This window comes from Tardiphaga sp., assembly GCF_044340795.1.
In the GTDB taxonomy this organism is placed as follows: domain Bacteria; phylum Pseudomonadota; class Alphaproteobacteria; order Rhizobiales; family Xanthobacteraceae; genus Tardiphaga.
Window position 1 is genome coordinate 1 of sequence record NZ_JBIISY010000094.1, and the last position, 23,392, is coordinate 23,392.

At 62.9% G+C, this 23,392-nt stretch carries 21 protein-coding genes; 9 read left to right on the top strand and 12 right to left on the bottom strand.

Going from position 1 to position 23,392, the window contains the following annotated elements:
• Nucleotides 1-132: 132 nt before the first annotated feature.
• Both ACIQ17_RS16480 and ACIQ17_RS16485 read right to left on the bottom strand, forming a co-directional pair.
• The gene (locus tag ACIQ17_RS16480) at nucleotides 133-366 is read right to left on the bottom strand and encodes an amino acid transporter protein (RefSeq protein ID WP_398470139.1); all 234 of its coding nucleotides are present in this window, start codon (nucleotides 364-366) and stop codon (nucleotides 133-135) included.
• A 70-nt stretch (nucleotides 367-436) separates the two neighbouring features.
• Nucleotides 437-2,380, bottom strand: a complete 1,944-nt coding sequence (locus ACIQ17_RS16485; RefSeq protein WP_398470140.1) for an ABCB family ABC transporter ATP-binding protein/permease — start codon at nucleotides 2,378-2,380, stop codon at nucleotides 437-439.
• A gap of 204 nt (nucleotides 2,381-2,584) precedes the next feature.
• Between ACIQ17_RS16485 and ACIQ17_RS16490 the strand changes: the two genes are divergently transcribed.
• Nucleotides 2,585-3,190 (top strand): TIGR00730 family Rossman fold protein, encoded by a 606-nt coding sequence (locus ACIQ17_RS16490; protein WP_398470141.1) that lies wholly within the window; start codon nucleotides 2,585-2,587, stop codon nucleotides 3,188-3,190.
• Nucleotides 3,191-3,220: 30 nt separating this feature from the next.
• Here the strand turns inward: ACIQ17_RS16490 and ACIQ17_RS16495 are convergent, their stop codons facing one another.
• The gene (locus ACIQ17_RS16495; RefSeq protein WP_398470142.1) at nucleotides 3,221-6,382 is read right to left on the bottom strand and encodes an efflux RND transporter permease subunit; all 3,162 of its coding nucleotides are present in this window, start codon (nucleotides 6,380-6,382) and stop codon (nucleotides 3,221-3,223) included.
• A 9-nt stretch (nucleotides 6,383-6,391) separates the two neighbouring features.
• A complete protein-coding gene (locus tag ACIQ17_RS16500; protein ID WP_398470143.1) occupies nucleotides 6,392-7,591 on the bottom strand; it encodes an efflux RND transporter periplasmic adaptor subunit in 1,200 nt (399 codons plus the stop codon).
• Between the two features lie 230 nt (nucleotides 7,592-7,821).
• On the opposite strand from ACIQ17_RS16500, the gene ACIQ17_RS16505 reads away from it, so the two are divergent.
• On the top strand, nucleotides 7,822-8,616 hold the full coding sequence (locus ACIQ17_RS16505) for a hypothetical protein (protein ID WP_398470144.1): 795 nt from the start codon (nucleotides 7,822-7,824) through the stop codon (nucleotides 8,614-8,616).
• Between the two features lie 21 nt (nucleotides 8,617-8,637).
• On the opposite strand, the gene ACIQ17_RS16510 is transcribed toward ACIQ17_RS16505, so the two are convergent.
• On the bottom strand, nucleotides 8,638-8,994 hold the full coding sequence (locus tag ACIQ17_RS16510) for a hypothetical protein (RefSeq protein WP_398470145.1): 357 nt from the start codon (nucleotides 8,992-8,994) through the stop codon (nucleotides 8,638-8,640).
• Between the two features lie 236 nt (nucleotides 8,995-9,230).
• Here ACIQ17_RS16510 and ACIQ17_RS16515 point away from each other — a divergent pair, with 236 nt between their 5' ends.
• Entirely contained in the window at nucleotides 9,231-9,440 is a 210-nt protein-coding gene (locus ACIQ17_RS16515; protein WP_398470146.1) for a hypothetical protein, read from the top strand.
• 33 nt (nucleotides 9,441-9,473) lie between these two features.
• Here ACIQ17_RS16515 and ACIQ17_RS16520 read toward each other — a convergent pair whose 3' ends face one another.
• The 3 genes from ACIQ17_RS16520 to cysS all read right to left on the bottom strand — a co-directional run bounded on the left by ACIQ17_RS16520 (nucleotide 9,474) and on the right by cysS (nucleotide 12,004).
• Complete coding sequence (locus ACIQ17_RS16520; RefSeq protein ID WP_398470147.1) at nucleotides 9,474-9,866, bottom strand: VOC family protein; 393 nt, start codon at nucleotides 9,864-9,866, stop codon at nucleotides 9,474-9,476.
• A 133-nt stretch (nucleotides 9,867-9,999) separates the two neighbouring features.
• Nucleotides 10,000-10,494: a GNAT family N-acetyltransferase gene (locus tag ACIQ17_RS16525; protein WP_398470148.1), complete on the bottom strand. Its 495-nt coding sequence runs from the start codon at nucleotides 10,492-10,494 to the stop codon at nucleotides 10,000-10,002.
• 115 nt (nucleotides 10,495-10,609) lie between these two features.
• The gene (cysS, locus tag ACIQ17_RS16530; RefSeq protein ID WP_398470149.1) at nucleotides 10,610-12,004 is read right to left on the bottom strand and encodes a cysteine--tRNA ligase; all 1,395 of its coding nucleotides are present in this window, start codon (nucleotides 12,002-12,004) and stop codon (nucleotides 10,610-10,612) included.
• A gap of 311 nt (nucleotides 12,005-12,315) precedes the next feature.
• Here cysS and ACIQ17_RS16535 point away from each other — a divergent pair, with 311 nt between their 5' ends.
• Together ACIQ17_RS16535 and ACIQ17_RS16540 are read left to right on the top strand one after the other, a co-directional pair.
• Nucleotides 12,316-12,621, top strand: coding sequence for a hypothetical protein (locus tag ACIQ17_RS16535; RefSeq protein WP_398470150.1), 306 nt, complete (start codon nucleotides 12,316-12,318; stop codon nucleotides 12,619-12,621).
• A 211-nt stretch (nucleotides 12,622-12,832) separates the two neighbouring features.
• The gene (locus ACIQ17_RS16540) at nucleotides 12,833-14,008 is read left to right on the top strand and encodes a DUF2865 domain-containing protein (protein WP_398470151.1); all 1,176 of its coding nucleotides are present in this window, start codon (nucleotides 12,833-12,835) and stop codon (nucleotides 14,006-14,008) included.
• Between the two features lie 129 nt (nucleotides 14,009-14,137).
• Here the strand turns inward: ACIQ17_RS16540 and ACIQ17_RS16545 are convergent, their stop codons facing one another.
• The 4 genes from ACIQ17_RS16545 to ACIQ17_RS16560 are packed head-to-tail and all read right to left on the bottom strand — an operon-like array spanning nucleotide 14,138 to nucleotide 18,574.
• The gene (locus ACIQ17_RS16545) at nucleotides 14,138-14,482 is read right to left on the bottom strand and encodes a DUF3325 family protein (protein WP_398470152.1); all 345 of its coding nucleotides are present in this window, start codon (nucleotides 14,480-14,482) and stop codon (nucleotides 14,138-14,140) included.
• On the bottom strand, nucleotides 14,479-14,763 hold the full coding sequence (locus tag ACIQ17_RS16550; RefSeq protein WP_398470153.1) for a DUF3649 domain-containing protein: 285 nt from the start codon (nucleotides 14,761-14,763) through the stop codon (nucleotides 14,479-14,481). Before ACIQ17_RS16550 ends, ACIQ17_RS16545 begins: the two co-directional genes overlap by 4 nt.
• On the bottom strand, nucleotides 14,760-16,355 hold the full coding sequence (locus ACIQ17_RS16555; RefSeq protein WP_398470154.1) for a PepSY-associated TM helix domain-containing protein: 1,596 nt from the start codon (nucleotides 16,353-16,355) through the stop codon (nucleotides 14,760-14,762). The genes ACIQ17_RS16550 and ACIQ17_RS16555 overlap by 4 nt, the downstream gene beginning before the upstream one ends.
• Before the next feature lie 35 nt (nucleotides 16,356-16,390).
• Entirely contained in the window at nucleotides 16,391-18,574 is a 2,184-nt protein-coding gene (locus tag ACIQ17_RS16560) for a TonB-dependent siderophore receptor (protein ID WP_398470155.1), read from the bottom strand.
• Nucleotides 18,575-19,054: 480 nt separating this feature from the next.
• Between ACIQ17_RS16560 and ACIQ17_RS16565 the strand changes: the two genes are divergently transcribed.
• The 4 genes from ACIQ17_RS16565 to ACIQ17_RS16580 form a co-directional block, all read left to right on the top strand.
• Nucleotides 19,055-19,978 carry a LysR family transcriptional regulator gene (locus ACIQ17_RS16565; RefSeq protein ID WP_398470156.1) on the top strand — a complete coding sequence of 308 codons (924 nt, stop codon included), beginning with the start codon at nucleotides 19,055-19,057 and terminating at the stop codon, nucleotides 19,976-19,978.
• A 174-nt stretch (nucleotides 19,979-20,152) separates the two neighbouring features.
• Nucleotides 20,153-21,346, top strand: a complete 1,194-nt coding sequence (locus ACIQ17_RS16570; RefSeq protein ID WP_398470157.1) for a CaiB/BaiF CoA transferase family protein — start codon at nucleotides 20,153-20,155, stop codon at nucleotides 21,344-21,346.
• Nucleotides 21,343-22,281, top strand: coding sequence for a hydroxymethylglutaryl-CoA lyase (locus ACIQ17_RS16575; protein WP_398470158.1), 939 nt, complete (start codon nucleotides 21,343-21,345; stop codon nucleotides 22,279-22,281). Before ACIQ17_RS16570 ends, ACIQ17_RS16575 begins: the two co-directional genes overlap by 4 nt.
• Nucleotides 22,282-22,320: 39 nt before the next feature.
• A partial coding sequence (locus ACIQ17_RS16580; RefSeq protein WP_398470159.1) for an MFS transporter occupies nucleotides 22,321-23,392 on the top strand: 1,072 nt, incomplete at its 3' end.

The window sequence follows — 23,392 nt, forward strand, 5'->3', positions numbered from 1 at the left end:
ATTGCTGCCGCCGATCGGCGTGCGTCTTCCAACCGCCGACGCCGCCGCCTGACCGATACGCCGGTCGCATAAGCAACAACGAAAGCCATCACCGCCCCCGCGATCGGCACAGCAAGCGCCAGAATTTCTGCGTTAGTCAGAGTCATCGAACTCTCCCAGCAGAAGGTTTCCCGACCAATGTATGCTCACCGTTAGTATCAAGCAAACGCCTGACAGGATCGCAACCGGACCGACATCGCTCTGCGAATTGCCGATAACAAGATTAACCAGGGGCAACACGACGCCTGCCGCAAAAATCGCGAGGGAAAGCCCGTTAATCCATGTGCAGGTGAGTTTCAGCCTCTCATTACTGATCTGATCCGCCATCGCCCCCTCCCGTGGCCCACCATATCACACCACAGGATGCATCGAGAAATACAGAAAACCAGACCGCGCATCACTCCGCGGCGTCGGACCGCACTTGCTCGCCGCCCTCTTCCACCGGCGGCGGGCGGCGGTTCGGGGCGCCGGCATCGTCCTCGCCGATCTGAGCCAGCCGCTCGCGCGCCGCTTCGGCTTCGCGCTGCCGGTTCCACATGCTGGCATAGAGGCCATCAGCCATCAGCAGTTGCGCATGGGTGCCGCGTTCGGCGATGCGGCCCTGCTCCAGCACAATGATCTCGTCGGCCCCCACGATGGTGGACAGCCTATGCGCGATCACGAGCGAGGTGCGGCCCTTGGAGACCTTCTCCAGCGCGTCCTGGATTTCCTGCTCGGTATGGCTGTCGAGCGCCGATGTTGCCTCGTCGAGCAGCAGGATCGGCGGCGCCTTCAGCACCGTGCGCGCGATCGCCACGCGCTGTTTCTCGCCGCCGGAAAGCTTCAGGCCGCGCTCGCCGACTTCGGTCTCGTAGCCTTTGGGGGCCATGCGGATGAACGGGTCGATCTGGGCCATGCGGGCGGCCTCCTCCACCTCGGCATCGGTGGCATCCCAGCGGCCGTAGCGGATATTGTAGCGGATCGTGTCGTTGAACAGCACGGTGTCCTGCGGCACCATGCCGATGGACGCACGCAGCGACGACTGCGTGACGTCGCGAATGTCCTGACCGTCGATGGTGATGCGACCACCCGAGACATCGTACAGGCGATACAGCAGACGCGAGATGGTGGACTTGCCCGCGCCGGACGGGCCGACCACGGCCACCGTCTTGCCGGCCGGCACCTCAAAACTCAATCCCTTCAGGATCGGCCGCTCCGGATCGTAGGAGAAGCGCACATCATCGAAACGGATGGCGCCCGATCCGACCACAAGCGGCTTCGACCCTGCCCGGTCCTTCACCTCGGCATCGCGGTTCAGCACACCGAACAGTTTTTCGATATCGATGATCGCCTGCTTGATCTCGCGATACATCATGCCGACCAGATTCAGCGGCTGATAGAGCTGGATCATCATGGCATTGACCATGACGAAATCGCCCACCGTGTGGGTGCCGTTGCGGATGCCGGTGACGCACAACATCATGGTCAGCGTCAGGCCGATGGTGAAGATCACCGCCTGCCCGGCATTGAGCACCGCCAGCGACGTATAGGTCTTCACGCTGGCGCGCTCAAAACGTTCGACGCTGCGGTCATAGCGCTCGGCCTCGCGTGCCTCGGCGCTGAAATATTTCACCGTCTCGTAATTGAGCAGCGAGTCGATCGCCTTGGTGTTGGCCTCGGTGTCGGATTCATTCATGCGGCGGCGGATCTCGATCCGCCATTCGGTCGCGACATAGGTGAACCAGCAATAGATGATCACCGTCAGCGCGACCACGGCGGCATAGCGCCAGTCGAACTGCCAGACCAGCACCGCCATCACCAGAGCGAGTTCGACCACGGTGGGGATCGCCTGCAGGATCACCATGCGGACGATCACCTCGATGCCCTCGCGGCCGCGCTCGAGCACGCGCGTCAGGCCACCGGTCTTGCGTTCGAGATGAAAACGCAGCGACAGCTCATGCATATGCACAAAGGTGAGATAGGCCAGCTTGCGCACCGCATGCATGGCGACGCTGGCGAAGATGCCGTCGCGCCACTGGGTGAACACCGCCATCAGCACGCGGACAAGACCGTAGCTGGCGGTCATCGCGATCGGTGACGCGATCAGCCACAGCATCCAGTTGGATGGCGCGACAGGCGCCGAGCCGGTGCCGCTCAGCGCGTCCGTCGCCCACTTGAAGGTGAAAGGCACGACCATGGTCGCGGCCTTCGCGACAAGGAGCAGCACCATCGACCAGACGACACGGCGCTTCAGGTCGGCACGGTCACCGGGCCAGATATAAGGCCACAGATGCCTGAGGGTGCCGAGCAGCGTCGCGCTCTCCAGCGCCGTATTCTGGTTTGTCTTCGGATTGTCAGCCATCGATCGCGCCCGGCAGGAAACAAGCAGCGGCGCCGGGCCGCGCAGGAAACGTCATTCTCATCATACTCATATAGGAGCTTTGACGGGTTGTCGCACCCTTCCGGAGAATCATTTTACCGCCAGAGAGCTGTCTCCGGTATCAATTTCCCGTCTCGCGATCGGCCACGTCTTGACCGTGTCATGAGCCGATGCCACATGCCCAACATGAGCAATATCAAAACAATCTGCGTCTATTGCGGCTCCGGCCCCGGCACCAATCCCCACTTCGTCGAATCAGCCATCGGGCTCGGCAAGATCATGGCCGAGAACGGGATCGGCCTCGTCTATGGCGGCGGCTCCATCGGCCTGATGGGTGCAGTTGCGAAGTCGGTGCTCGACCATGGCGGACATGTCACGGGCATTATCCCGGAATTTCTGACCAAGCGAGAAAACGCGCTTGTGGGCGCTCAGGAGCTGATCGTTACCGACGACATGCATGAGCGCAAGCGCCTGATGTTCGAACGGTCCGATGCGTTCGTCGCACTGCCCGGCGGCATCGGCACGCTGGAAGAGCTGGTCGAACAGCTGACCTGGCAGCAGCTCGGCAGGCACAGCAAGCCGATCCTGCTCGCGAATATCGACAGCTTCTGGGAGCCGCTGCTGACGCTGCTCACGCATATGCGCAGCACGGCCTTCATCCGCCCGACGCTGCCGCTCGAAGTGCTGACGGCCGATCGTACCGAAGACATCCTGCCGAAGCTGCGATCCGCAGCTGCCAAGGCGCCGGACGAGAGCAAAAAGCTCGCACCGGACGTTGCGACCCGGCTCTAAGCCCAAGAGGGGCCTCGTTGCAGCCGCCAGCTAAACAGAGCTGTCGGCTGCAACACTCGGCGCGACATGGTCCGCTTTTCGCCCTGCCCGCCAGTTCTCGAACCGCTGGATGACGACAAAGAATGTCGGCACGAATAGCACGGCGAGACAGGTCGATGCGAGCATCCCCGAAAACACCGTGATCCCGATCGACTTGCGCGCATTGGCGCCGGCGCCTGTCGCCAGCACCAGCGGCAGCACGCCGAGAATGAAGGCGAAGGATGTCATCAGGATCGGCCGGAAACGTGCGCGCGCCGCAGCGATGGCTGACTCCAGCAGCGGCTTGCGATCATGCACATGCAGCTCGATCGCCACTTCGACGATCAGGATCGCATTCTTGGCGGAAAGTGCGATCAGCAGGATGATGCCGATCTGGGTGTAGAGATTGTTCTCGATCCGCAAGCCGGTAAGCACGGCCATCGGCCCGAGCAGCGACAGCGGCACCGCGAGTATCACCGATATCGGCGCGTACCAGCTCTCATACTGGCCGGCGAGCACGAGATAGACGAGCAGCAGCGCCAGTCCGAACACGTAATAGAGCTGATTTCCGACGATCTTCTCCTGAAAGGACATGGCGGTCCATTCGAAGCCGGTCCCCATCGGCAGCGTCTTCGCCGCGATCTGCTCCATCAGCGCCATCGATTGCCCGGAGCTGTAGCCCTGTGCGGGCAAGCCGATCACGGTCGCCGACGGATAGAGATTGTACAGGCTGATCAGCGACGGTCCGACGGCCGCGGTGACGTTCGCGACCGTTCCCAGCGGGATCATGTTGCCCTGCTGATTGCGCACCATCAGGTTTTCGATGTCGCGCACGCTGACGCGGTATTTTGCATCGGCTTGCGCATAGACCTGGAATGTGCGGCCGAACTTGTTGAACTGGTTCACATAGGTCGAGCCGAGATAGGACGACAGTGTCGAGAACACCTGATCGGTGGTGACATGCAGCGTCTGCGTCTTGACGCGATCGATCTCTATGTCGAACTGCGGTACCATCGACCGGAACGGCGAACTGACCCGCTGCAAGGCACTCTGCGTCTGCGCAGTCGCAACCATGGCCGCCGTGATCGCCTGCAGCTTGCCGTAATCCGCATTGCCGTCGCGCAATTCGATCTGCATGGCGAAGCCGGCGGCATTGCCGATGCCCTGGATCGGTGGCGGCGGAATCACCAGGATGCGCGCCTCCTCGATGGCCGAGAGCGTCTCGTTCAGGCCGACGAACAGCGCGCGCAGATCCTGCCCCGGTCCGCGCTCGCTCCACTCTTTCAGGACGAGATAGGCAACGCCGGCATTGGCGAGGCTCGAACTGCCATCGAGCGCCGAGATGCCCGCAATGCCGATCACCTGCTCAACCCCCGGCGTCTTGCCGGCGACTTCGCTGACCCGCTCCATCACCTTTTGCGTCCGGTCCAGTGCCGCGCCATCCGGTAACTGCACAGCGACCAACAGATAGCCCTGGTCCTCGATCGGGATGAAGCCGGTCGGAATTCGCGACAGGCCGTAGCCGCCAATGGCGATCAGGATCAGCGCGATGATCACCGACAGGCCGCTCCGGGCGACCAGTCGCGTAATCAGCGCCGCATAGCCGCGCTCGAGCCGGTCATAGACCCGATTGAAGCCACGATAGAACACATTGCGTTGCTCGGGGGACACAGGGCGGCGCAGCCACAATGCACACTGCGTCGGCTTCAGCGTCGCAGCATTGATGGCACTGAGGAGCGCCGTGGCGGCAATCACCAGCGCAAACTGGGCATACATGCGCCCGGTCAATCCCGGCAGGAATGCCGCGGGCAGGAACACCGAGATCAGCACCAGCGTGATGCCGACAATCGGCGCAAACAGCTTGTCCATCGCGCTGATCGCGGCATCGTGGCCGCTCATACCCTGCTCGATATTGTAGGCAGCCCCCTCGACCACGACGATGGCGTCATCGACCACGATACCGATCGCCAGCACGATGGCGAACAGGGTCGACAGATTGACGGTGAAGCCGAGCGCCGCCATGGCCGCAAAGGCGCCGATGATGGTCACCGGCACCGTGGTCGCCGGCACCAGCATCGCCCGCCAGTCCTGCAGGAAGATCAGGATCACCACCAGCACCAGCAGCCCGGCCTCGATCAGAGTCTTGTAGACCTCGTGGATCGAGGCCGAGACGAATTTCGTGGTGTCGAATGGCGTGTCGTAAACGATGTCCTGTGGAAATTGCGTGGCCAGCACAGCCATCTTGGCCTCGACGGCCTTCTGCACTTCGAGCGCATTGGCGCCCGGCGACTGGAACACGCCGATGCCGACCGCAGGCTTGTTGTTAAGCGAAAATATCTCGCTGTAGGTCTGCGCTCCCAGCTCGACCCGGCCGACGTCACGGACGCGCGTGACCTGCCCGCTCGCGCCGGTCTTGACGACGATCTCCTCGAATGCCCTGGGATCATCGAGCCGCCCGTTCAGATTCAGCGTGTATTGAAACGCCTGCCCGGGCGGCGTGGGCGGCATGCCGACCTGCCCGGCCGCGACCTGCTGGCTCTGCTGCTGGATCGACTGGATCACATCCTGCGGCATCAGCGAGCGCGCCTGCAGCTTCTGCGGATCGAGCCAGACCCGCATCGAATACTGCCCGGCCCCGAACACGGTCACATTGCCCACCCCCGGCAGGCGCGACAGCTCATCCCGGATATTGATCGTGGCGAAATTGCTGAGGAACAGGCTGTCATAGGTCGCCTTCGGCGATGACAGCGTCACGAACAGCAGGATCGCCGTCGACTTCTTCTGGACCGTGACGCCCTGGTTCTGCACGGCGGCCGGCAGCGACGACAGCGCGCTCGACACCCGGTTCTGTACTAGCACCTGCGCAAAATTCAGATCGGTGCCGATCTTGAACGTCACCGTCAGCGAATAGGTGCCGTCGGCCGCGCTGTAGGATTGCATATACAGCATGTCCTCGACACCATTGACCTGCTGCTCGATGGGCAAGGCGACAGTGTCGATGACGGTCTTGGCACTCGCGCCGGGGTAACGCGTGGTCACCTGCACGGTGGGCGGCACCACGTCGGGATATTGCGCGACCGCCAGATTGAACAGCGACACGCCGCCGATCAGCACCATCAGCAGCGCAATGACATTGGACAGCACCGGCCGCTCGATGAAGAACTTCGATATCATGTCCGCGTCCTATCTGGTGGCGGTCGGTGTTTCAGTCTTTCGCAGTTGGGGATCGACCTTCTGGCCGGGGATCGCGCGCAGCAGGCCCGCGACAATGACGCGGTCATCCGGCTTCAATCCGCTGTCGATGACGCGCAGATCCGCGTCCAGCGGCCCCGTGGTCACCTTGCGCTGCTCGACGACATTGTCCGCATTCACCACGAGGACATAGCGGCCCGCCTGATCGCTGCCGAGCGCGCTGTCAGGGACCAGCAGCGCATTGCTCTGCTGATCGATCGGGACGCGGATGCGAACATAAAATCCGGGCAACAGCGTCCGGTCGGGATTGGACAACACCCCGCGCACCAGCAGCGTGCCGGTCGATGCATCGACATTCGGTGCGAGGTAATCAAGCTTGCCCTTGTGCGGATAGCCGGTCTCTGTCTGCAGCCCGACCTCGATCGGGAGCTGCCGCAGATCGCTCACCGTCAGCCCGCGACGCCGCGCCTCTTCGCGCACACGCTGAACATCCTGCTCGCTGACATTGAAATTCACATAGATCGGATCGATCTGGACAATCGTGGCGAGTTGCGTGGGCGATGACACGCCGACCAGTTCGCCCACCGAGACCAGATGGGTGCTGACGATGCCGTCGAACGGCGCGGTGACATTGGTATAGCCAAAATTGACGGCCGCGATCCTGGTGTTGATCTGGGCCTGCTGAAGGTTGGCCTGGGAATTCTCTCGCGCCGATGTGGATTGATCCAGCGTCGCCTGCGAGACAACCTGCCGCGACACGAGATCCGACTGACGTTTGAAGTCCGTTTCAGCTTGCTTGTTCGATGCCTCCGCTCCTGCTTGCGCCGCCTGCGCCTGTTGTAATTTCAGCTGATAGGTTTCCGGCTCGATCGTGAACAGCGTCGTGCCTTTTTTCACGAACGATCCGTCCTGATAGTTGATCGACTGCAGGAATCCCTGCACGCGCGCGACGAGATCGACATTGTTGAACGGCGACGTGTTTCCGGTTGCCTCGAGGAAACGCGTGATATTGCGCTGGGTGGGAGGCGCGACCTCGACCTTCTGCGGTGGCGGCGCGACAAATGTATTCTGCTCGCAGCCGCTCAAGGCAAGGCCCGCAAGACCGAGACCAAGCGAGCGCACGACGATACCGTACTGCACACGCTCAATGTGATCACGCTTCTTGGGTGAACAGGCGCGCACAATTCGCATCTTCCTGCCTCATCGAACTGATCTTTGAAAAAGTCTTCAGTTAAAAAATTGCTCGATGCTCGATTTGATAGCAAAAAATAACTTGTGGTGAAACCGAAACCGTCAAATGATGCGGGCACCGATGTTGTTTTGCGAATGCCTCAAGAACTGCAATCGAACTGCAAGTGCTCTTCAGGAATTTTACGCAGTGCCCCGGATTGACCGGGTATTTGACAACAAGGATATTCCCAATGTTTTTCACACTCGGCTCGACCGTGCGAGGATGCACGCTTGTGGCGACCGCTTTCCTCGCGATCATCAACCCCGCATCTGCACAGGCGCCGAGCCAGGCGCAGCGCGATGCCATCAAGACGCAATGCCGTTCGGACTACATCGCGCATTGCTCCAGCGTCCCGCCTGGCGGCGAGGCATCGCTTGAATGCCTGCAGAAAAACATGTCGAGCCTCTCGGCGAGTTGCGCAGGTGCAGTCCGTGCCGTCGGCACGCCCGCCGCTGCTCCGAAAGCCGCCGAGCCGGCAGCGGCCGCCAAGCCGCGCACCGATGCGCCGCCGCCAGCGAGCAAATCCGCCGCGCCGAAAGCGGCTGCCGCATCTGCGGGACAGCCGAGCAGTGCGCAGATATCCGCGATCCGTAGCGCCTGCAGCGTAGACTATCCCAAGGTCTGCAAGGGCGTGCCAACCGGCGGCGCCCCTGCGCTGCAATGCCTGGAGACCAACAAGGCGAAGCTTTCTCCGGGGTGCCAGGCAGCCGTGAGCGCCGCCGCCGGCGGCGGTTCGACAGTGGGAGCCGCTGCGGCGACCGGTGCTGCAACGGCGGCGGTTGCATCACCGCAAGCGATGATGCTGCGACCGCTGCGTCCACGCGAGGAGTTGCTGGTGCTGCGATCTGCCTGCGGCGGCGATGTCCGGTCGCTGTGTGGCAGGGTCACCCCCGGCGAAGGCCGCATCGCACAGTGCCTGGCCAGCAACGGCGCCTCACTGTCGCCCGCCTGCCGGGAGGTTCTGACACCCTTCGCCCAACGCTGAGCGTCTCCCTACGAGCCGGCATCATTCGCCACGAAAGGCAAGGATCAATTGAATGAGGCGGAGCGACAGCACGACATAACAGAACGACATCACGATCTGAATCGCCAGATGCCATTCCAGCTTGGCCAGTTTGGACAGACCGTCGAGAAAGTTCAGCAGGAGAAGCGCAACGCCAAATAACATGACGCCCCGTCCGATCAGGCCGTGGCGCAAGTAGCCGAACAGCGCGATCAGCGGTTCATCGGTCGCGACATGCGCGCCCGCCGACACGATCAGGGTGCCGACGATCATCCTTTCGACGTGACTGAAAATTTCCTTCGAGGCGGGACCGATATGTGTGTCGTAAAATGCAAGCCATCGGGTTTTGACATCCGACATGAGAGCTCCTGCTGCGTTCGACATCCGAGATTCAAGAACAGGGCATCCAGAACAGAGATGGGAGGCGCGGCGCATATCGAGGCCAGATCAGCAATCTGATCGGAACGCAGGCACCGTTTCAATCAGTTTCGGCACCTGGGTGAAAATTGCGGCAGCGTTGATCGCGGGATCTATCCATCGCGGGATCGGCGGCATGCCTGACGCAGGCTTACTCACATAACAAGAGGGAGGATATGATGCGGTACTTCGTCCTGATTGCAGCAGCAGCGCTGTCGTTCGGTGCCACCATGACGACGCGTTCTACCGAGGCAAATGCAGTGGTCTGCGCGGCCGGCGTCTATCGGGCGGGCTGCGCGGGTTATCGCGGCGGCGTCGTGGTGCGCAAGCCAGCGGTGGTCTGTCGGACGGTGTGGCGCAACGGCGTCCGCGTTCGTCGCTGCACGTAGCCAGAAGCGGTCGGTGACACAGCTTCGCCCCTGCTAGCCGCGCGGCACGTCCCGCGGCGGGAAGGTTACGACCTCGATCCGGTTGCCGTCGGCATCGGTGATGAAGGCTGCGTAATACGCCACGCGGTCATGCGGCCGGATCGACGGCGGACTTTCAGACACCGCGCCAGCGGCAATCGCGGCTGCGTAAAATGCATCGACCTCCGCGACAGTCTTTGCGCGCAAGGCGAGATGCGCGCCGCTCAGCGGCGACAGCGGCGCCATCCCGGGCCGATGGTTGATCCAGATTTCCGGATAGGTCTTGCCGAAGCCGACCATGGCGGGTCGCGTGACCAGGCGGATGATGCCGAGCGGTGCGAAGGCGCGCTCATAGAAGGGGATAGCGCATTTGAGGTCGCTGACGGCAATCGAGACATGATCAATCATGAGTGCCCCTCCCCTCGCTCCAAACCGCAGGATGGGTTGAGCGAAGCGATATCCATCACCACCAGCGCCAGGCAATGATGTGTATCGCTCCGGCGCGATCGCGCCTGCGCTCAACTCATCCTACGAACGAAGCCTACGCATTCGCAGCCAGCGCCTTCTTCATCGTCGTATTCGCCAGCCACTCGTCATGCAGCGGCACGCTGTTGCGCTGGGTGGCGACATAGCCGCGCTTCATGAAGAATTCGAGCGCCGTGTCACTGGCATCGACCGTGAGCCCGGTCGCGCCGCGCGCGCCGGCAAGCTTCTCCAGCGCATCGATCAGCGTCGAGGCGACACCCTTCAGCACCGCATTCGGATGCACATAGAGCAGATCGATGTGATCGGCGCCCTTCAGCGAGGCAAATCCCACCGGAATGCCATCGAGGGTCGCGATCAGCGTGAGTTGCGAGCCGAGGCGCTTGCCGAAAGTTGCCTCGTCATCGCCCGCCTGTGCCCAGGCTTCCTGCTGCGCCTCGCTGTAATCGTCGCCGGTCAATTCGGCGATCGACGCCACATAGATCGCCGCCGCGATGGCGGTGTCCTCGGGCAGGAACGGGCGCAGGCCGGGCTTGGCATTCGAGCTGGCCATCACATTCACCAATAGCCTACCAGCTTCAACGCCAGCGCAATTGCGCCGATGATGAGCGCCCATTTCAGAACGATGTAGTATTTCCAGTGCTTTGGAAATGGCGTGTCAGGACGGCTCATCGCGCGATCTCCCAGGTGGTGCCTTCCTTGGAATCCTTGATCACGACACCCATCGCCGCGAGTTCGTCGCGGAGACGGTCGGATTCCTTGAAGTCTTTGCGTGCGCGGGCAGCGGTGCGTTCAGCAATTAAGCCATCGACCTTTGCAGCATCAACGCCACTCGCCTGTTGTTTGCGATTATTCCAGTCGGCAGCGCTCTCGGACAGGAAACCAAGCATGCGCAGCGATGCAGCAAATGTTGCCCGATCAGCCTCGTTACCAGCGGCTGCGCTGTTGCGCAGGCCATGCAAGGCGGCAACGAGCTGCGGCGTGTTCATATCATCATGAAGCGCTTCGCCGACCTTGTCTGATATCTCGCCACCAGCAGCGTCGGCCGCGACCCAATACCAGTCGTCGAGTGTCTTGGCGCTTTCCTCGAGCCCTTTCACCGTCCAGTCGACCGGCGAGCGATAATGCGTCTTCAGCATGTTCAGGCGTAGCACTTCGCCCGGCCAGTCGTCGAGCAGTTCGCGGATGGTGAAGAAGTTGCCGAGGCTCTTCGACATCTTCTCGCCTTCGACCTGCAGGAAGCCGTTATGCATCCAGTAATTCGCCATGGCATGCGTGCCATGGGCGCAGCGCGATTGCGCGATTTCGTTTTCATGATGCGGGAAGATCAGATCGAGACCGCCACCGTGAATGTCGAAGGTGGTGCCGAGATAGGCCGCGGACATCGCCGAGCATTCGATATGCCAGCCCGGACGACCCCTGCCCCAGGGCGAGTCCCAGCCCGGCTCTTCCGGTGACGACTGCTTCCACAACACGAAATCGGTCGGATGCTTCTTGTGCGCATCGACGGCGACGCGCGCGCCGGCCTGCTGGTCCTCCAGCTTGCGGCCGGACAGCGCGCCGTAATCCGGCATCGACTGCGTATCGAACAGCACCTCGCCCGACGCTTCATAGGCGTGGCCGCGCGCGATCAGTTCCTTGATCAGCGTCACCATGTCGGTCTTGCCGTCGGGCCGCGGCAGCACGAATTCGGTCGCACGCGGCTGCACCGTCGGCGGCAGGCAGCCGAGCGCCTTCACGTCGGCCTGGAATTGATCGGCTGTCTTTTCAGTGACCTTGCGGATCGCCTCGTTCAGCGGCAGGCCCGGATAATCCCGCAGCGCGCGGTCGTTGATCTTGTCATCGACGTCAGTGATGTTGCGGACATAGGTGACGTGCTGCTCGCCGTAGATGTGCCGCAGCAGGCGGAACAGCACGTCGAACACGATCACCGGCCGCGCATTGCCGATATGGGCGAAATCATAGACCGTGGGGCCGCAGACATACATCCGGACATTGCCGGGATCGATCGGCGTGAAGACCCGCTTTTCGCGGCTCAAAGTGTCGTAAAGGCGCAGTTCCATTGGATGTCCGTCCCTGATGGCCGGGCGTACTGTCATCTCGAAGGTGAGAAAAAGACGGCCTCAGCCAGCGAATCGCTAGCTCACAATCTCGCGGCAAATCGTACAAATGGCGAGGAAACCGTTCATGCCGGCACCATGCGGCAGCACGATTTCACCGTCAAGCGCCGCCGAGATGACGCAAGCATCTCTGGAAACACGCAAGAACGGCACATTTCGGCCCAAATCGCTGCGTACCCGGCTGCCACGGTTAACCCTTGTTAACCATTGAGGTTTATCGAGGTGGAACTCGGTTTTTCATTGCCTGGTGGTTCATGAAAGTCATTTTCGCTGCCCTGACCGCCGTATTTGCGGTCGCTTCCTCGGCCGCCTGGGCCGATTCCCGCGTTTTCATCGTCGCCAACCAGTCCGACGGCTACGGCATCGACCAGTGCCTCGCCAAGGGCGAGAAGTGCGGCGCGCCGGCGGCGCTATCCTATTGCAAGTCGCGCTCATTCACCCAGGCCGTGTCCTATCGCCGGGTCGATCCCGATGAAGTGACCGGCTCGATTTCGTCCAGCGCCGGCGCCTGCAAGGGCGGCAAGTGCGACGAATTCGTCGCCATCACCTGCAATCGATAGACAGCCTGTCCGGCAGCTTTGCGCGGATTCGGTGCGGCAGCCTTGCGTCCCGCGTGCGGCGGCTTTGCGGCACCGGAATAGGCGTGACCCGGCCTCGGGAAGCGGCTATGAGACGGCTTCGTCGCCGCAATTTCATCGCGTGCATATGGCAATGACGGCAGGGGTCGCGGTCTGATCGCGCACCCGCCCGTTCCTCGTTCATCGGCCGGATATGTCTGTACCTGTGACTGCCACTTTTTCGCGTCGGACCTTTGGGGCCCTCGCCTGCGCCGCGTTGATCGGCGCTTTTGCATTTTATGGCGAAGCGCTCGCGCAAGGTTATCCCGCGCAGGTCTATCCGCCCGGCCAGGCCCAGCAGCAGCAATCGGCCAATCCGATGTGCGGCCGGCTCGAAGCGCAACTCGCCACCATTGATCGCGGCAACGGTCTCGATCCCGCGCGCGCCGAACAGATCCGGCGCTTTGAAGATGCGGTCAGCAAACAGCAGGCCGAACTCGACCGCGTCTCGCAGCAGGCCAAGCGGATGGGCTGTGACTCGTCCGGCTTCTTCTCGCTGTTCTCCGGCCAGTCGGCGCAATGCGGTCCGGTGAACAACCAGATCCAGCAGATGCGCGGCAATCTCGACCAGATGACCAATAATCTCGAGCGCCTGCGCGTCGGCACGCCCGGTTCGGCCGAGCGCGACAACCAGCGCCGCTCGGTGCTGCTCGCTCTGGCGCAGAACCAGTGCGGTCCGCAATATGCCGCCGCCGCGCGCCAGCAGCAGCAGAATTCCGGCCCCGGCGGATTCCTCAGCAACCTGTTCGGCAACAACGAATCCAGCCCCGGCGACATTCCGCCCGGCGGCGACATGATGAGCAGCGTGCCGCAAGGCACCTTCCGTACCGTCTGCGTGCGCACCTGCGACGGCTTCTATTTCCCGATCTCCTTCACCACGGTGCCGGCGCGTTTCGCCGATGACGAGCGCGCCTGCAAGGCGCAGTGCCCGGCGACCGACGCCAATCTCTACACCTATCGCAATCCCGGCGAGGACATGAACGCCGCGGTGTCGATCTCCGGCCAGCCTTACTCGTCGTCGCCGAACGCATTCAAGTATCGCACCGAGTTCAACCCGTCCTGCTCCTGCAAGGCGCAGGGCCAGAGCTGGGCGGATGCGCTGAAGACCATCGACGACAGCTCCGCCGCCCAGAACGGCGACATCATCGTCACCGAGGATCGCGCCAAGCGGATGTCACAGCCGCAGCAGAAGGGCACGCCCGCCGCGCTGAAGAAGAACGCAGCGCCGGAGGCGGCGCCCGCCACTCCCGCGCAGCCGGCGACACCAGGCACGCCGGGGCAGATCAGGCAGGTGGGTCCGCAGTTCCTGCCGAACAATACGAAGCAGTAGAACTCCGTCTGTCATCACCCGCGAAAGCGGGTGATCCAGTAGACGCCGGCCTTCAAAATAAAATACCACGGACATCGTGTACTGGATCGCCCGGTCAGCCGGGCGACGACAGTCAAAGGTGATGCGCGTCTAGGCCGCAATCACAATCGACACGATCAACACCGCGCTCACCAGCACCACCACCCGCACCATCCATCGCTCCGCATAGGCATGCAAGCCAGTGATCAGCAGGACGGCCGCCATCAGATAGGCGCTCCAGTAGACGGCACCGAGCTGCAGATTGTCGTGCAATGCGACGATGCATGAGCCAATGAGGGCAGCGGCGCCGGCCAGCGCGAGGGCCGATTTGCCACCCCTGCTCTGCCACATCTCTTCTCCAGATTTCGACCACGCGCCGGCATGCCGCTGCATGGTCAGGCTGATCAGGCCAAAGCCTGCCAGCGCGGCGATGAAGGACAGCCATGGCACCATCATCGGCCCCACCACACCGCGGCGAGCAACAGCAGGATCACCAGCGTGAGATTGCGCCACAGCGTCCAGGCGCTGCGCACGCCGAAGGCATAGAGCACGATGCAGGTATAGATCACGAAGGATGCGAGCGACGCCCACAGGATGGCTTCGGTGCGTGCGATCGGCAACCAGAGCGGTAGCGCGCCGGCGAACAGATAGGAGACGGCATAGCCGGCGACAATCGCGGCCACCACGCGCGCGGTGACGTCGATGCGGTGACGCCGGCTGTCGCTGCGCGCGCTCATGAGCGACGACCTCGCAGCACCGGCAACGGGCGCAGACCCATATAGGCCACCCAGGCCATGGCGATGGCCGCGACTACCACGCTGGCCAGAAACGACAGCACGATCAGGTCGCCACGGGCGATGGCACCGCTGATGCCGGCGGTCGTGATCGCATCGAGCGGCAGGATCGCAAGCGCAACGGCGGCAGCGAAAGCCCATTGCAGACCCCAGAGCCGCCGCAGCATGGTCTGCGCGCCATCGAGCGTGGCGAAGCGGCGATGCAGCATCATCAGATAGACGATGGCGGCACAGGCACAGCACAGCCAGCTGACGAAGAAGATGGTGACCTCGGTGTCGGCACGTCCGGTCATGGTGACGGGCAGCAGGCGATTAGCGATGAAATACACGCCGGTGGCCGTGCACAGCCCGGCGATGACGCCGGCATTCATGGCATCGACGCCGAAGGCCGCCATGGCGCCGCGGCGGGTGACGCCGCCGGCCGCGAAAGACTTCACATGCTTGACGCGCCGCTTGCTGCCCCACAGCACGGTGCCAGTGGCGATCATGGCGCAACTGACGGCGGCCATGGCAAAGAACACCCAGCGCAACCATGGTCCGGCAAATTTGAGCTCATGCAGGATGCGGATGACGCGATGGGCGACGAAAGCCGGCGCGCCCTGCTCCGGCAGACGCTCGCTCAACACGCCGCTGACACCATCGAAGCGCAGCCGGTCCCCTGCGCCCCACAGCGCGTTCTCCGAAATGCGTGTCATCTCGACCTGCGCATTGGCCATGCCCGGTGCGGTGACAACGACAGTTGCGATGGCGAGCCCGCCCGGTGCGGCCTCCTTCGCCTGCTGCAAAATCTGCGAGAGATCAGCGAGTGGCGCCTGTTCTTTCGATGGCGCCACGCGCGAAAAGCCCGCAGGCGCCATGTCGCGAAACAAGGCGGCGCGTTCGCCGCCATAAGCGAGATCGAGCCCGCCCGGCAACCAGATGAACCACCAGATCACCAGCCCGCTATAGGTGATCATCAGCGCGAAAGGCAGCACTGCGACGCTGCTGACCGTATGCGCGTCGAGCCAGGCCCGTGGTGCCGGTCGCGTCGGGCGAAACGTGAAGAACTCGCGAAAGATTTTTGCGTGGATGATCACGCCAGAGACGAGCGCCACCAGCATCGCCATGGCCATCCCGCCGACGATCCACATGCCGGTGGTGCCGAGCAGCAGTCCGTAGTGAAACCGATAGATCATCGAGCCGCCGCGGGTTTCGCGCGGCGCAAGATCATGGCCGGCGCTATCGATGGAGCGTGACTGGAAACGTTGCTTCGGATCGGCCTGCCAGCGCACGCGCAGCACCGGCGTGCGATTGGTCGGCAGGTCGATGACCCAGCGCGTGGCCGTGGGCGCCACTTGCTGAAGGACCTGCTGCCCCACCGTCACGGCACTGTCGGTGTCCATCGCCACATGCAGCTCCGGCGCCATCCAGTAATCGATTTCGTGGCGGAACACGGCCAGCGTGCCCGAGAAAAAGATCGCAAACAGCACCCAGCCGACAACGAGGCCGCACCAGGTGTGCAGCCACGTCATCGATTGGCGAAAGGTGCTCAGCATTGGCGACTACGCCACGCCGGTCGTGCAACGATCGTCTACCATCGGGACGACAGTTTCAGGATGATGCTGCGCGGCTCGCCGAAGCGGTTTCCCGTCGTCGTCGTGTTCACATAGCTGTAGTAGTTTTGGTCGAGCACATTGGTGGCTGTCAGGGTGGCCCAGATGTTCGGGGTGAACTGGTAGCCGAGCTGGGCCGTCAGCACCTGATAGCCAGCCTGCGTGACGGTGATGCCGCTGCTGCGCGTGTAGAATGAGCTGACGATGCGCGCACCACCTGCGATGCTGAGACCCTGCAGCGGGCCATCCTCAAACAGATAGCGGGACCACAGATTGTAGCTGTGGGCCGGCGTCAGCGTCTGGAATGGCTGTCCCTCATTGGTCACGCTGTCGCGCAGGTATCGCGTGTCGGTATAGGCATAGCCGGCGGTGAGGTCCCAGCCCGGCAGAATGCGACCGGACACTTCGGTCTCAAACCCCTTGCTCTCCGCCTCGCCGGCCGGCAGGGCAAAGCCCGGATTGTTGGGATCGGCCAGCGAGCGATTGACGTCATTGATCTTGAACACCGCCAGATGCGCATTGATGCGACCGTCCAGCAGGCTGGTCTTGATGCCTGCCTCCTGCTGCTGGCCCATGCGCGGCGGCACCACGCCGCCGCCGAACATCTGTGTGGTCTGCGGCTGGAAGATGTCGGCATAGGACGCGTAGAGCGCGACTTGCTTCGTCACGTCGACGACGACGCCGTAATTGGCCGTAAGCTTGTTTTCGACATTCGCCACACCGGACCGTGCGCCGTTGACCAGATTGAGCGTCGAGGTCTCCCACTGGCTTAGACGTCCACCGCCGATCAAGGTCAGCCAGTGCAAAGGCTTGAAGCGCATCTGGCCGTAAACGCCCGACTGTGTCTCCACCGTATTCGACCGATTGACATAGGGCATGTCCTGATACGGCAGCGCCACGGGGTTGAAGATGTTCTGGGTGACGCCGGGCGCATTGCCGGTCTGCAGGAGATAGTCGGACTTCCGCCAGTCCGTGCCGACCGTGATGTTCTGCGTCTGGCCGAACAGCTCGAACGGCGTGGTGACAAAGGCGTCCACGGTCTTGTTGTTCATCTGCGGACCGATACTGATGCGGTTCATCGTGCCGCTGCCGGTCAACGGATTGATTGCGCTGGACGGCGTGGCATAAACGCCTTCGCTGTCGCGATCGCTGTCGCGGAACGTCACCTTGGCGCGGCCGCCATTTTCAAAGCGATGTTCGAGTTCGACGAACTTGTCGAGCGTCGACGACCGCCAGCGATTCCAGTCCGCGCCATACATGGCATCGCGCGAGACCGGCAGCTGCGTTCCGTTCGGATAAGTGGGCCAGCCGAAGAATGCGGTGTAGTCGACAGAATTATACATCGTGCCGAAGGACAGCGTGGTATCTTCGGTGATATCGGCCTCGACCGTGCCATAAATCGACGGCCGCTTGTAGAAGCTCGGATTGCCGGACGGAAGCTTGTAGAAGAGTTCCTTGTCGTCATAGGCCGCCGCGAGGCGCGCGCGGACGGTCCGCTGCTCATTGAGCGGACCGGTGATGTCGAATTCGCCGCGCTTGGCATTGAAGGAGCCGTAGCTCACGCTGCCCTGGAACTGACCGATATCGAGCGCGCGCTTGCGCACCAGATTGATGGATCCGCTCGGATTGCCGGAGCCGGAAAACAGCGCATTGGGGCCGCGCAAGGTTTCCACGCGATCGTAGAAATACAGATCAGGGAACGAGAAGAAGTTGTTCGCCGTCGATGTCACGCCGTCGATCTGGATCGTATCGAGCGCGTAGCCGCGGCTATAGACGGTGGAGCGCCCGGCATCGGCTTCGAGCACCGTCATGCCGGTGGTGTTGCGCATCGCGTCTTCCACCGAGGTGATATTCTGCTGGTCCATGCGGGTGCGCGTCATCACGCTGATGGATTGCGGCGTGTCCTTGATCGCCGCGCCCGACTTGCTGCCGACGCCGGCGCGCGTTGCGGTGTAGGAATTCGAGTTCTCGGTTGCCTCGGTATCTTTGGATATTGTGAGCGGGCGGACATCGACCGGCGTCGCGGGTGCCGGTACGGGTCGCGCAGCCTGCACGCGTACGGGTGCACGCTGGTTGACAGGCCGTGCCAGGCGCGGCTTCGGCGCTTCCACCGTCACTGCGGGCAGCACGGACTGCGCGCCAGCAGTATCAACAAGAAACAAGGTGATGAAACTCGTAGAGCCAAGCGCAATCGCGCCCGCAGTCAAAATCTTCCCAGCCAAAACGTCGACGCCTTTTGTTGTTCTGTATTTCGTCGACCCCAGCCGACCGTCGCGTTATGGCGGATGAAAACGCGTGCGTATCGCTTGCGGGATTAGAATAGCTAGAGACAGTCCTTGCTCCTGCATGTCGTGCTGATGTGACGCAGAGCGCGACGTGCATTCGCGAACGCATGAGATGCGATTGCGGCGCGGGACGGTCACGGATGCAGAATCGCGGAATGGAACTGCACGATTCCATGGGGCGGATCAGGCGAAGCCGTCATCCGCCGCGGAGTTTCAGACTTGAAACCGGCCGGCGGATTACGATTCGCTCATCCGCCCTCAGGCTGAATGGCCATCACGATAAATTTCGGCCACGCTGCATCCTGTGGTGGTAGCCTCGCTCATATTTCACGGACCAGTGGATTGCCGATGCCGCGCATGCCTCGCCCTTCTTCCCCGCCGACCACCGCAAGTCTCGTGCGACGGATCGATCTCACCACACTGCAGCTCTTCATCGCGGTCTGCGAGGAAACTAACCTGACGCGCGCTGCGCAACGTGAAGGGATTGCAGCGTCGGCCGTCAGCAAGCGCCTGCATGATCTCGAAGACACATTGCAGGTCACGCTGTTCGAGCGGCAGTCGAGCGGCATGGTGCTGACGCCCGCAGGTGAGTCGCTGCTGCATCATGCCCGCGTCACCCTGCTCAATATCGAGAAGATCGCGGTCGAACTCGGCGAGCACGCGCGCGGCATTCGCGGCCATGTCCGCATGCTGGCCAATCTCTCCGCCATCGTCGAATTCCTGCCTGACGATCTGCCGGGCTTCTTCAGGATCCATGATCTGGTGCGGCTCGACCTGCAGGAGCGCCCGAGCGCGGAGGTGGTACGCGGCGTCGAGGAAGGCAGCGCCGAGATTGGCATCTGCTCGGCCGATGTGGAAACACGCGGGCTGGAGCGTCACAGCTATCGGCGCGACCGACTCGTCGCCATCGTTCCACGCGATCATGCGCTGGCCAGTGCGGCACGCATCTCGTTTGCCGATACGCTGGACTATGACCATGTCGGGCTGTTTGCGACGAGCTCGATCTATCTGCGCTCGCATCACAGCGCGCAACAGGCCGGCAAGACGCTGCGGTTGCGCGTCCATGTGCCCGGCTTCGATGCGGTGTGCCGCATGGTGCAGGCGGGCATGGGCGTCGGGCTCATCCCCGACAAGGCGTTCGACGTGCTCAGCCATGGCATGAACCTGACGGCTGTCACGCTTGATGATGCCTGGGCGGACCGCGAACTCATCCTGGTCGCGCGCGATTCGGCGCGGCTCTCCGCCACCAGCCAGATGATGTTCGACCATCTGCTGCACTGAACGCGCTTGCCGCACTGCACGTTCGCGGTTCGCGAATGCGCGTTGGCGAACGGATATTTGACCGCTGGCACAACCTGCCCGACATCTGGTTTAACATTGGATTGGTTCGGAGCGTCCCGTTCGGGGCGGCATCCGGACAGTTTCAATCCGAGAACAGGTTTCAGGGAGCGCGCATTGAGCGGACCACTCACAGGCATTCGCGTCGTCGAATTCGGCACATTGATCGCAGCCCCGTTCGCGGCGCGGCTGTTTGCGGAATTCGGCGCCGAGGTCATCAAGATCGAGCAGCCCGGATCGGGCGATCCGCTGCGCACCTGGCGCAAGCTGCATCAGGGCACGTCGGTGTGGTGGTATCTGCAATCGCGCAACAAGAAGTCGATTGCGCTCGATCTGAAATCGCCGGAAGGGCTCGCCGTCGCGCGCGACCTCGCCGCATCGGCCGATGTGGTGATCGAGAATTTCAAGCCGGGCGGCCTGGAGAAACTCGGCCTCGGCTGGGACGTGCTGTCGAAACTCAATCCGAACCTCACGCTGGTGCGGATTTCAGGCTTCGGCCAGACCGGCCCCTATCGCGACAAGTCCGGCTTCGGCGCCATCGGCGAAGCCATGGGCGGCCTGCGCTACACCACCGGCGATCCGGCCTCGCCGCCGGCACGCGTCGGCGTCTCCATCGGCGACAGCCTCGCCTCGTTGCACGGCGTGATGGGCGCACTGATGTCGCTGCTGCGCGTCAAGACCGGGCAAGGCGGCGGCCAGGTGGTGGACGTCTCGCTCTATGAGAGCGTGTTCAACATGATGGAAAGCACGGTGCCGGAATATGCGCTCGACGGGCAGATCCGCACCCGCAGCGGCGGCTCGCTGCCGGGCATCACGCCGTCCAACACCTATGAGACGGCGGATGGCCAATATGCTGTCATCGCCGGCAACAGCAATGCGATCTTCAAGCGGCTGATGACGGTGATCGGCCGGCCCGATCTGGCCGACGATCCCGCCCTTGCCCATAATGACGGCCGCGTGCCGCAGACGGCGATGATCGACCAGGCGATCTCGGACTGGACCGGCAGACTGAGCATGGACGAGGTGCTGGCCAGGCTGGAGGCCGCCGACGTGCCGTCGGGCCGCATCTATTCGGTGGCCGATATCGTCAGCGATCCGCATTTCATCGCCCGCGACATGATCCTGCCGGCCACCCTGCCCGGCGATGTCGAGGTGAAGATGCCCGGCATCTCGCCAAAACTGTCGGAAACACCCGGCGAGGTGAAGTGGCAGGGACCAGCGCTTGGCGCGCATACGGACGAGGTGCTGGCCACCATCGGCCGCAGCGCTGAAGACATCGCCACGCTGCGTAAATCGGGGATCGTGCAATGACCGACGCGCCGGACATCATCATCCAGGAAGTCGCGCCGCGCGACGGACTTCAGATCGAGAAGGCGTGGGTCGAGACCGCCGACAAGGTGCGCCTGATCGATGCGCTCTCGGCGGCGGGCTTCAGCCGGATCGAGGTGTCCTCTTTCGTGTCGCCGCGGGCAGTCCCTGCGCTGCGCGACGCGGCGCAGGTGTTCGGTGCCATCAGGCGGCATGACGGCACGATCTATGTGGCGCTGGTGCCCAATCTGCGCGGCGCCGAGGCCGCGATCGCGGCCGATGCCGACGAGCTCAATTTCGTGATGTCGGCCAGCGAAACGCATAACCGCGCCAATATGGGCATGACCCATGCGCAGTCGCTTGCGGAGCTGTCAGCCATCGGAAAACGCACGCTTGATGCCGGCAAGCTGCTGAATGGCAGCGTGGCCACCGCATTCGGCTGTCCGTTCGAAGGGACGCAGGCGCGCGTGAAAGTGATCGACACGGTCAAACGCTATCGCGATCTCGGCGCCGGCGGCATCACGCTGGCGGACACGACCGGAATGGCCAATCCGCGTCAGGTCAGAGCGCTTGTCAGTGATGTCCTGAAGCTCGTCCCCCCAACGCAGCTGACACTGCACTTCCACAACACGCGCGGCCTTGGCCTGCTCAATGTGATGGCCGCCCATGAGGTCGGCGCGCGTCGCTTCGATGCCGCGCTGGGCGGTCTGGGCGGCTGCCCATTCGCCCCGGGCGCCACCGGCAATGTCTGCACGGAAGACCTCGTCAATCTCTGCGCGGAAACCGGCCTGCGCACGGGACTCGATCTCGACGCGCTCATCGATCTGTCGCGGCAATTGCCGGCGCTGATCGGCCATGACGTGGCCGGCCAGGTCGCCAAGGCCGGCAGGCCGCTCGACCTGCACGCGATCCCGGAGCCGCTGCTGCAGCCCGGCTGACGACTTTCAGACTGCCATAAAAACCCAACGGAGGACGCCATGACCGTCACCGCATCCGCGACGGAACGTTTTGTCACGCCCATATCCGAGCAACAGGTGGTCAGGAAGATCGCCTGGCGGCTGATGCCGCTGATCATCATCTGCTACCTGTTCGCCTTCTTCGATCGCGTGAACATCTCGTTCGCCAAAGCCTCGCTGCAGGCCGATCTCGGGCTCAGCAACACGGCCTATGGGCTCGGCGCCAGCCTGTTCGTGGTCGGCTATGTGCTGCTGGAAGTGCCGAGCAACCTGATGCTGTATCGCTTCGGCGCCCGCCGCTGGATCGCGCGCATCATGATCTCATGGGGCCTCGCCACCGCCGCCATGGTGTTCGTCCATGCCGAGTGGCAGTTCTATGCACTGCGTTTCCTGATCGGCGCCATGGAAGCCGGCTTCGCGCCGGGCATCCTGTATTACCTGACGCTGTGGTTTCCGCAGGCCTATCGGGGGCGGATCACATCGATCTTCTTCCTCGCCACCGCCTTCTCCGGCATCATCGGCGCACCCGTCTCCGGCCTGATCCTCAGCTACATGAACGGCGTGCAAGGCCTCGCCGGCTGGCAATGGCTGTTCATTGCCGGCGGCCTGCCCTGCGTGTTGCTCGGCCTCGTGGTGCTGGCGCGGTTCGATGACGGGATCGATCAGGCGAAGTGGCTGAGCGCGGATGAGCGGAAGATCATCGCCGTCCAGCTCGACCGGCAGAACAGCGCGATCGGCGAGCACAGTATCGGCCGCGCCCTCCTGATGCCCGGTGTGCTCATTCTCGGCTTGATCTACTTCCTCATCCAGGTCGCCTCCTACGGCCTGAATTTCTGGGGACCGGACCTGATCAAGACCGCCAGCGGCGGCAGCCCGTCGCTGATCGGTTTTCTCACCGCGGTGCCTTATGTTTGCGGCGCCATCAGCATGGTCGTGACCGGCTATCTTTCCGATGCGTCCGGCGAGCGGCCCAAATTCGTGGCCGGGCTGATCTTCGCAGCGGCGCTCGGCTTCTTTGCCGCCGGCATCTTCGACAAGACGCTGGTGTTACTGATCGGCGCCCTCGCTTTGCTCGGCGCCGGCGTGGTGGCCG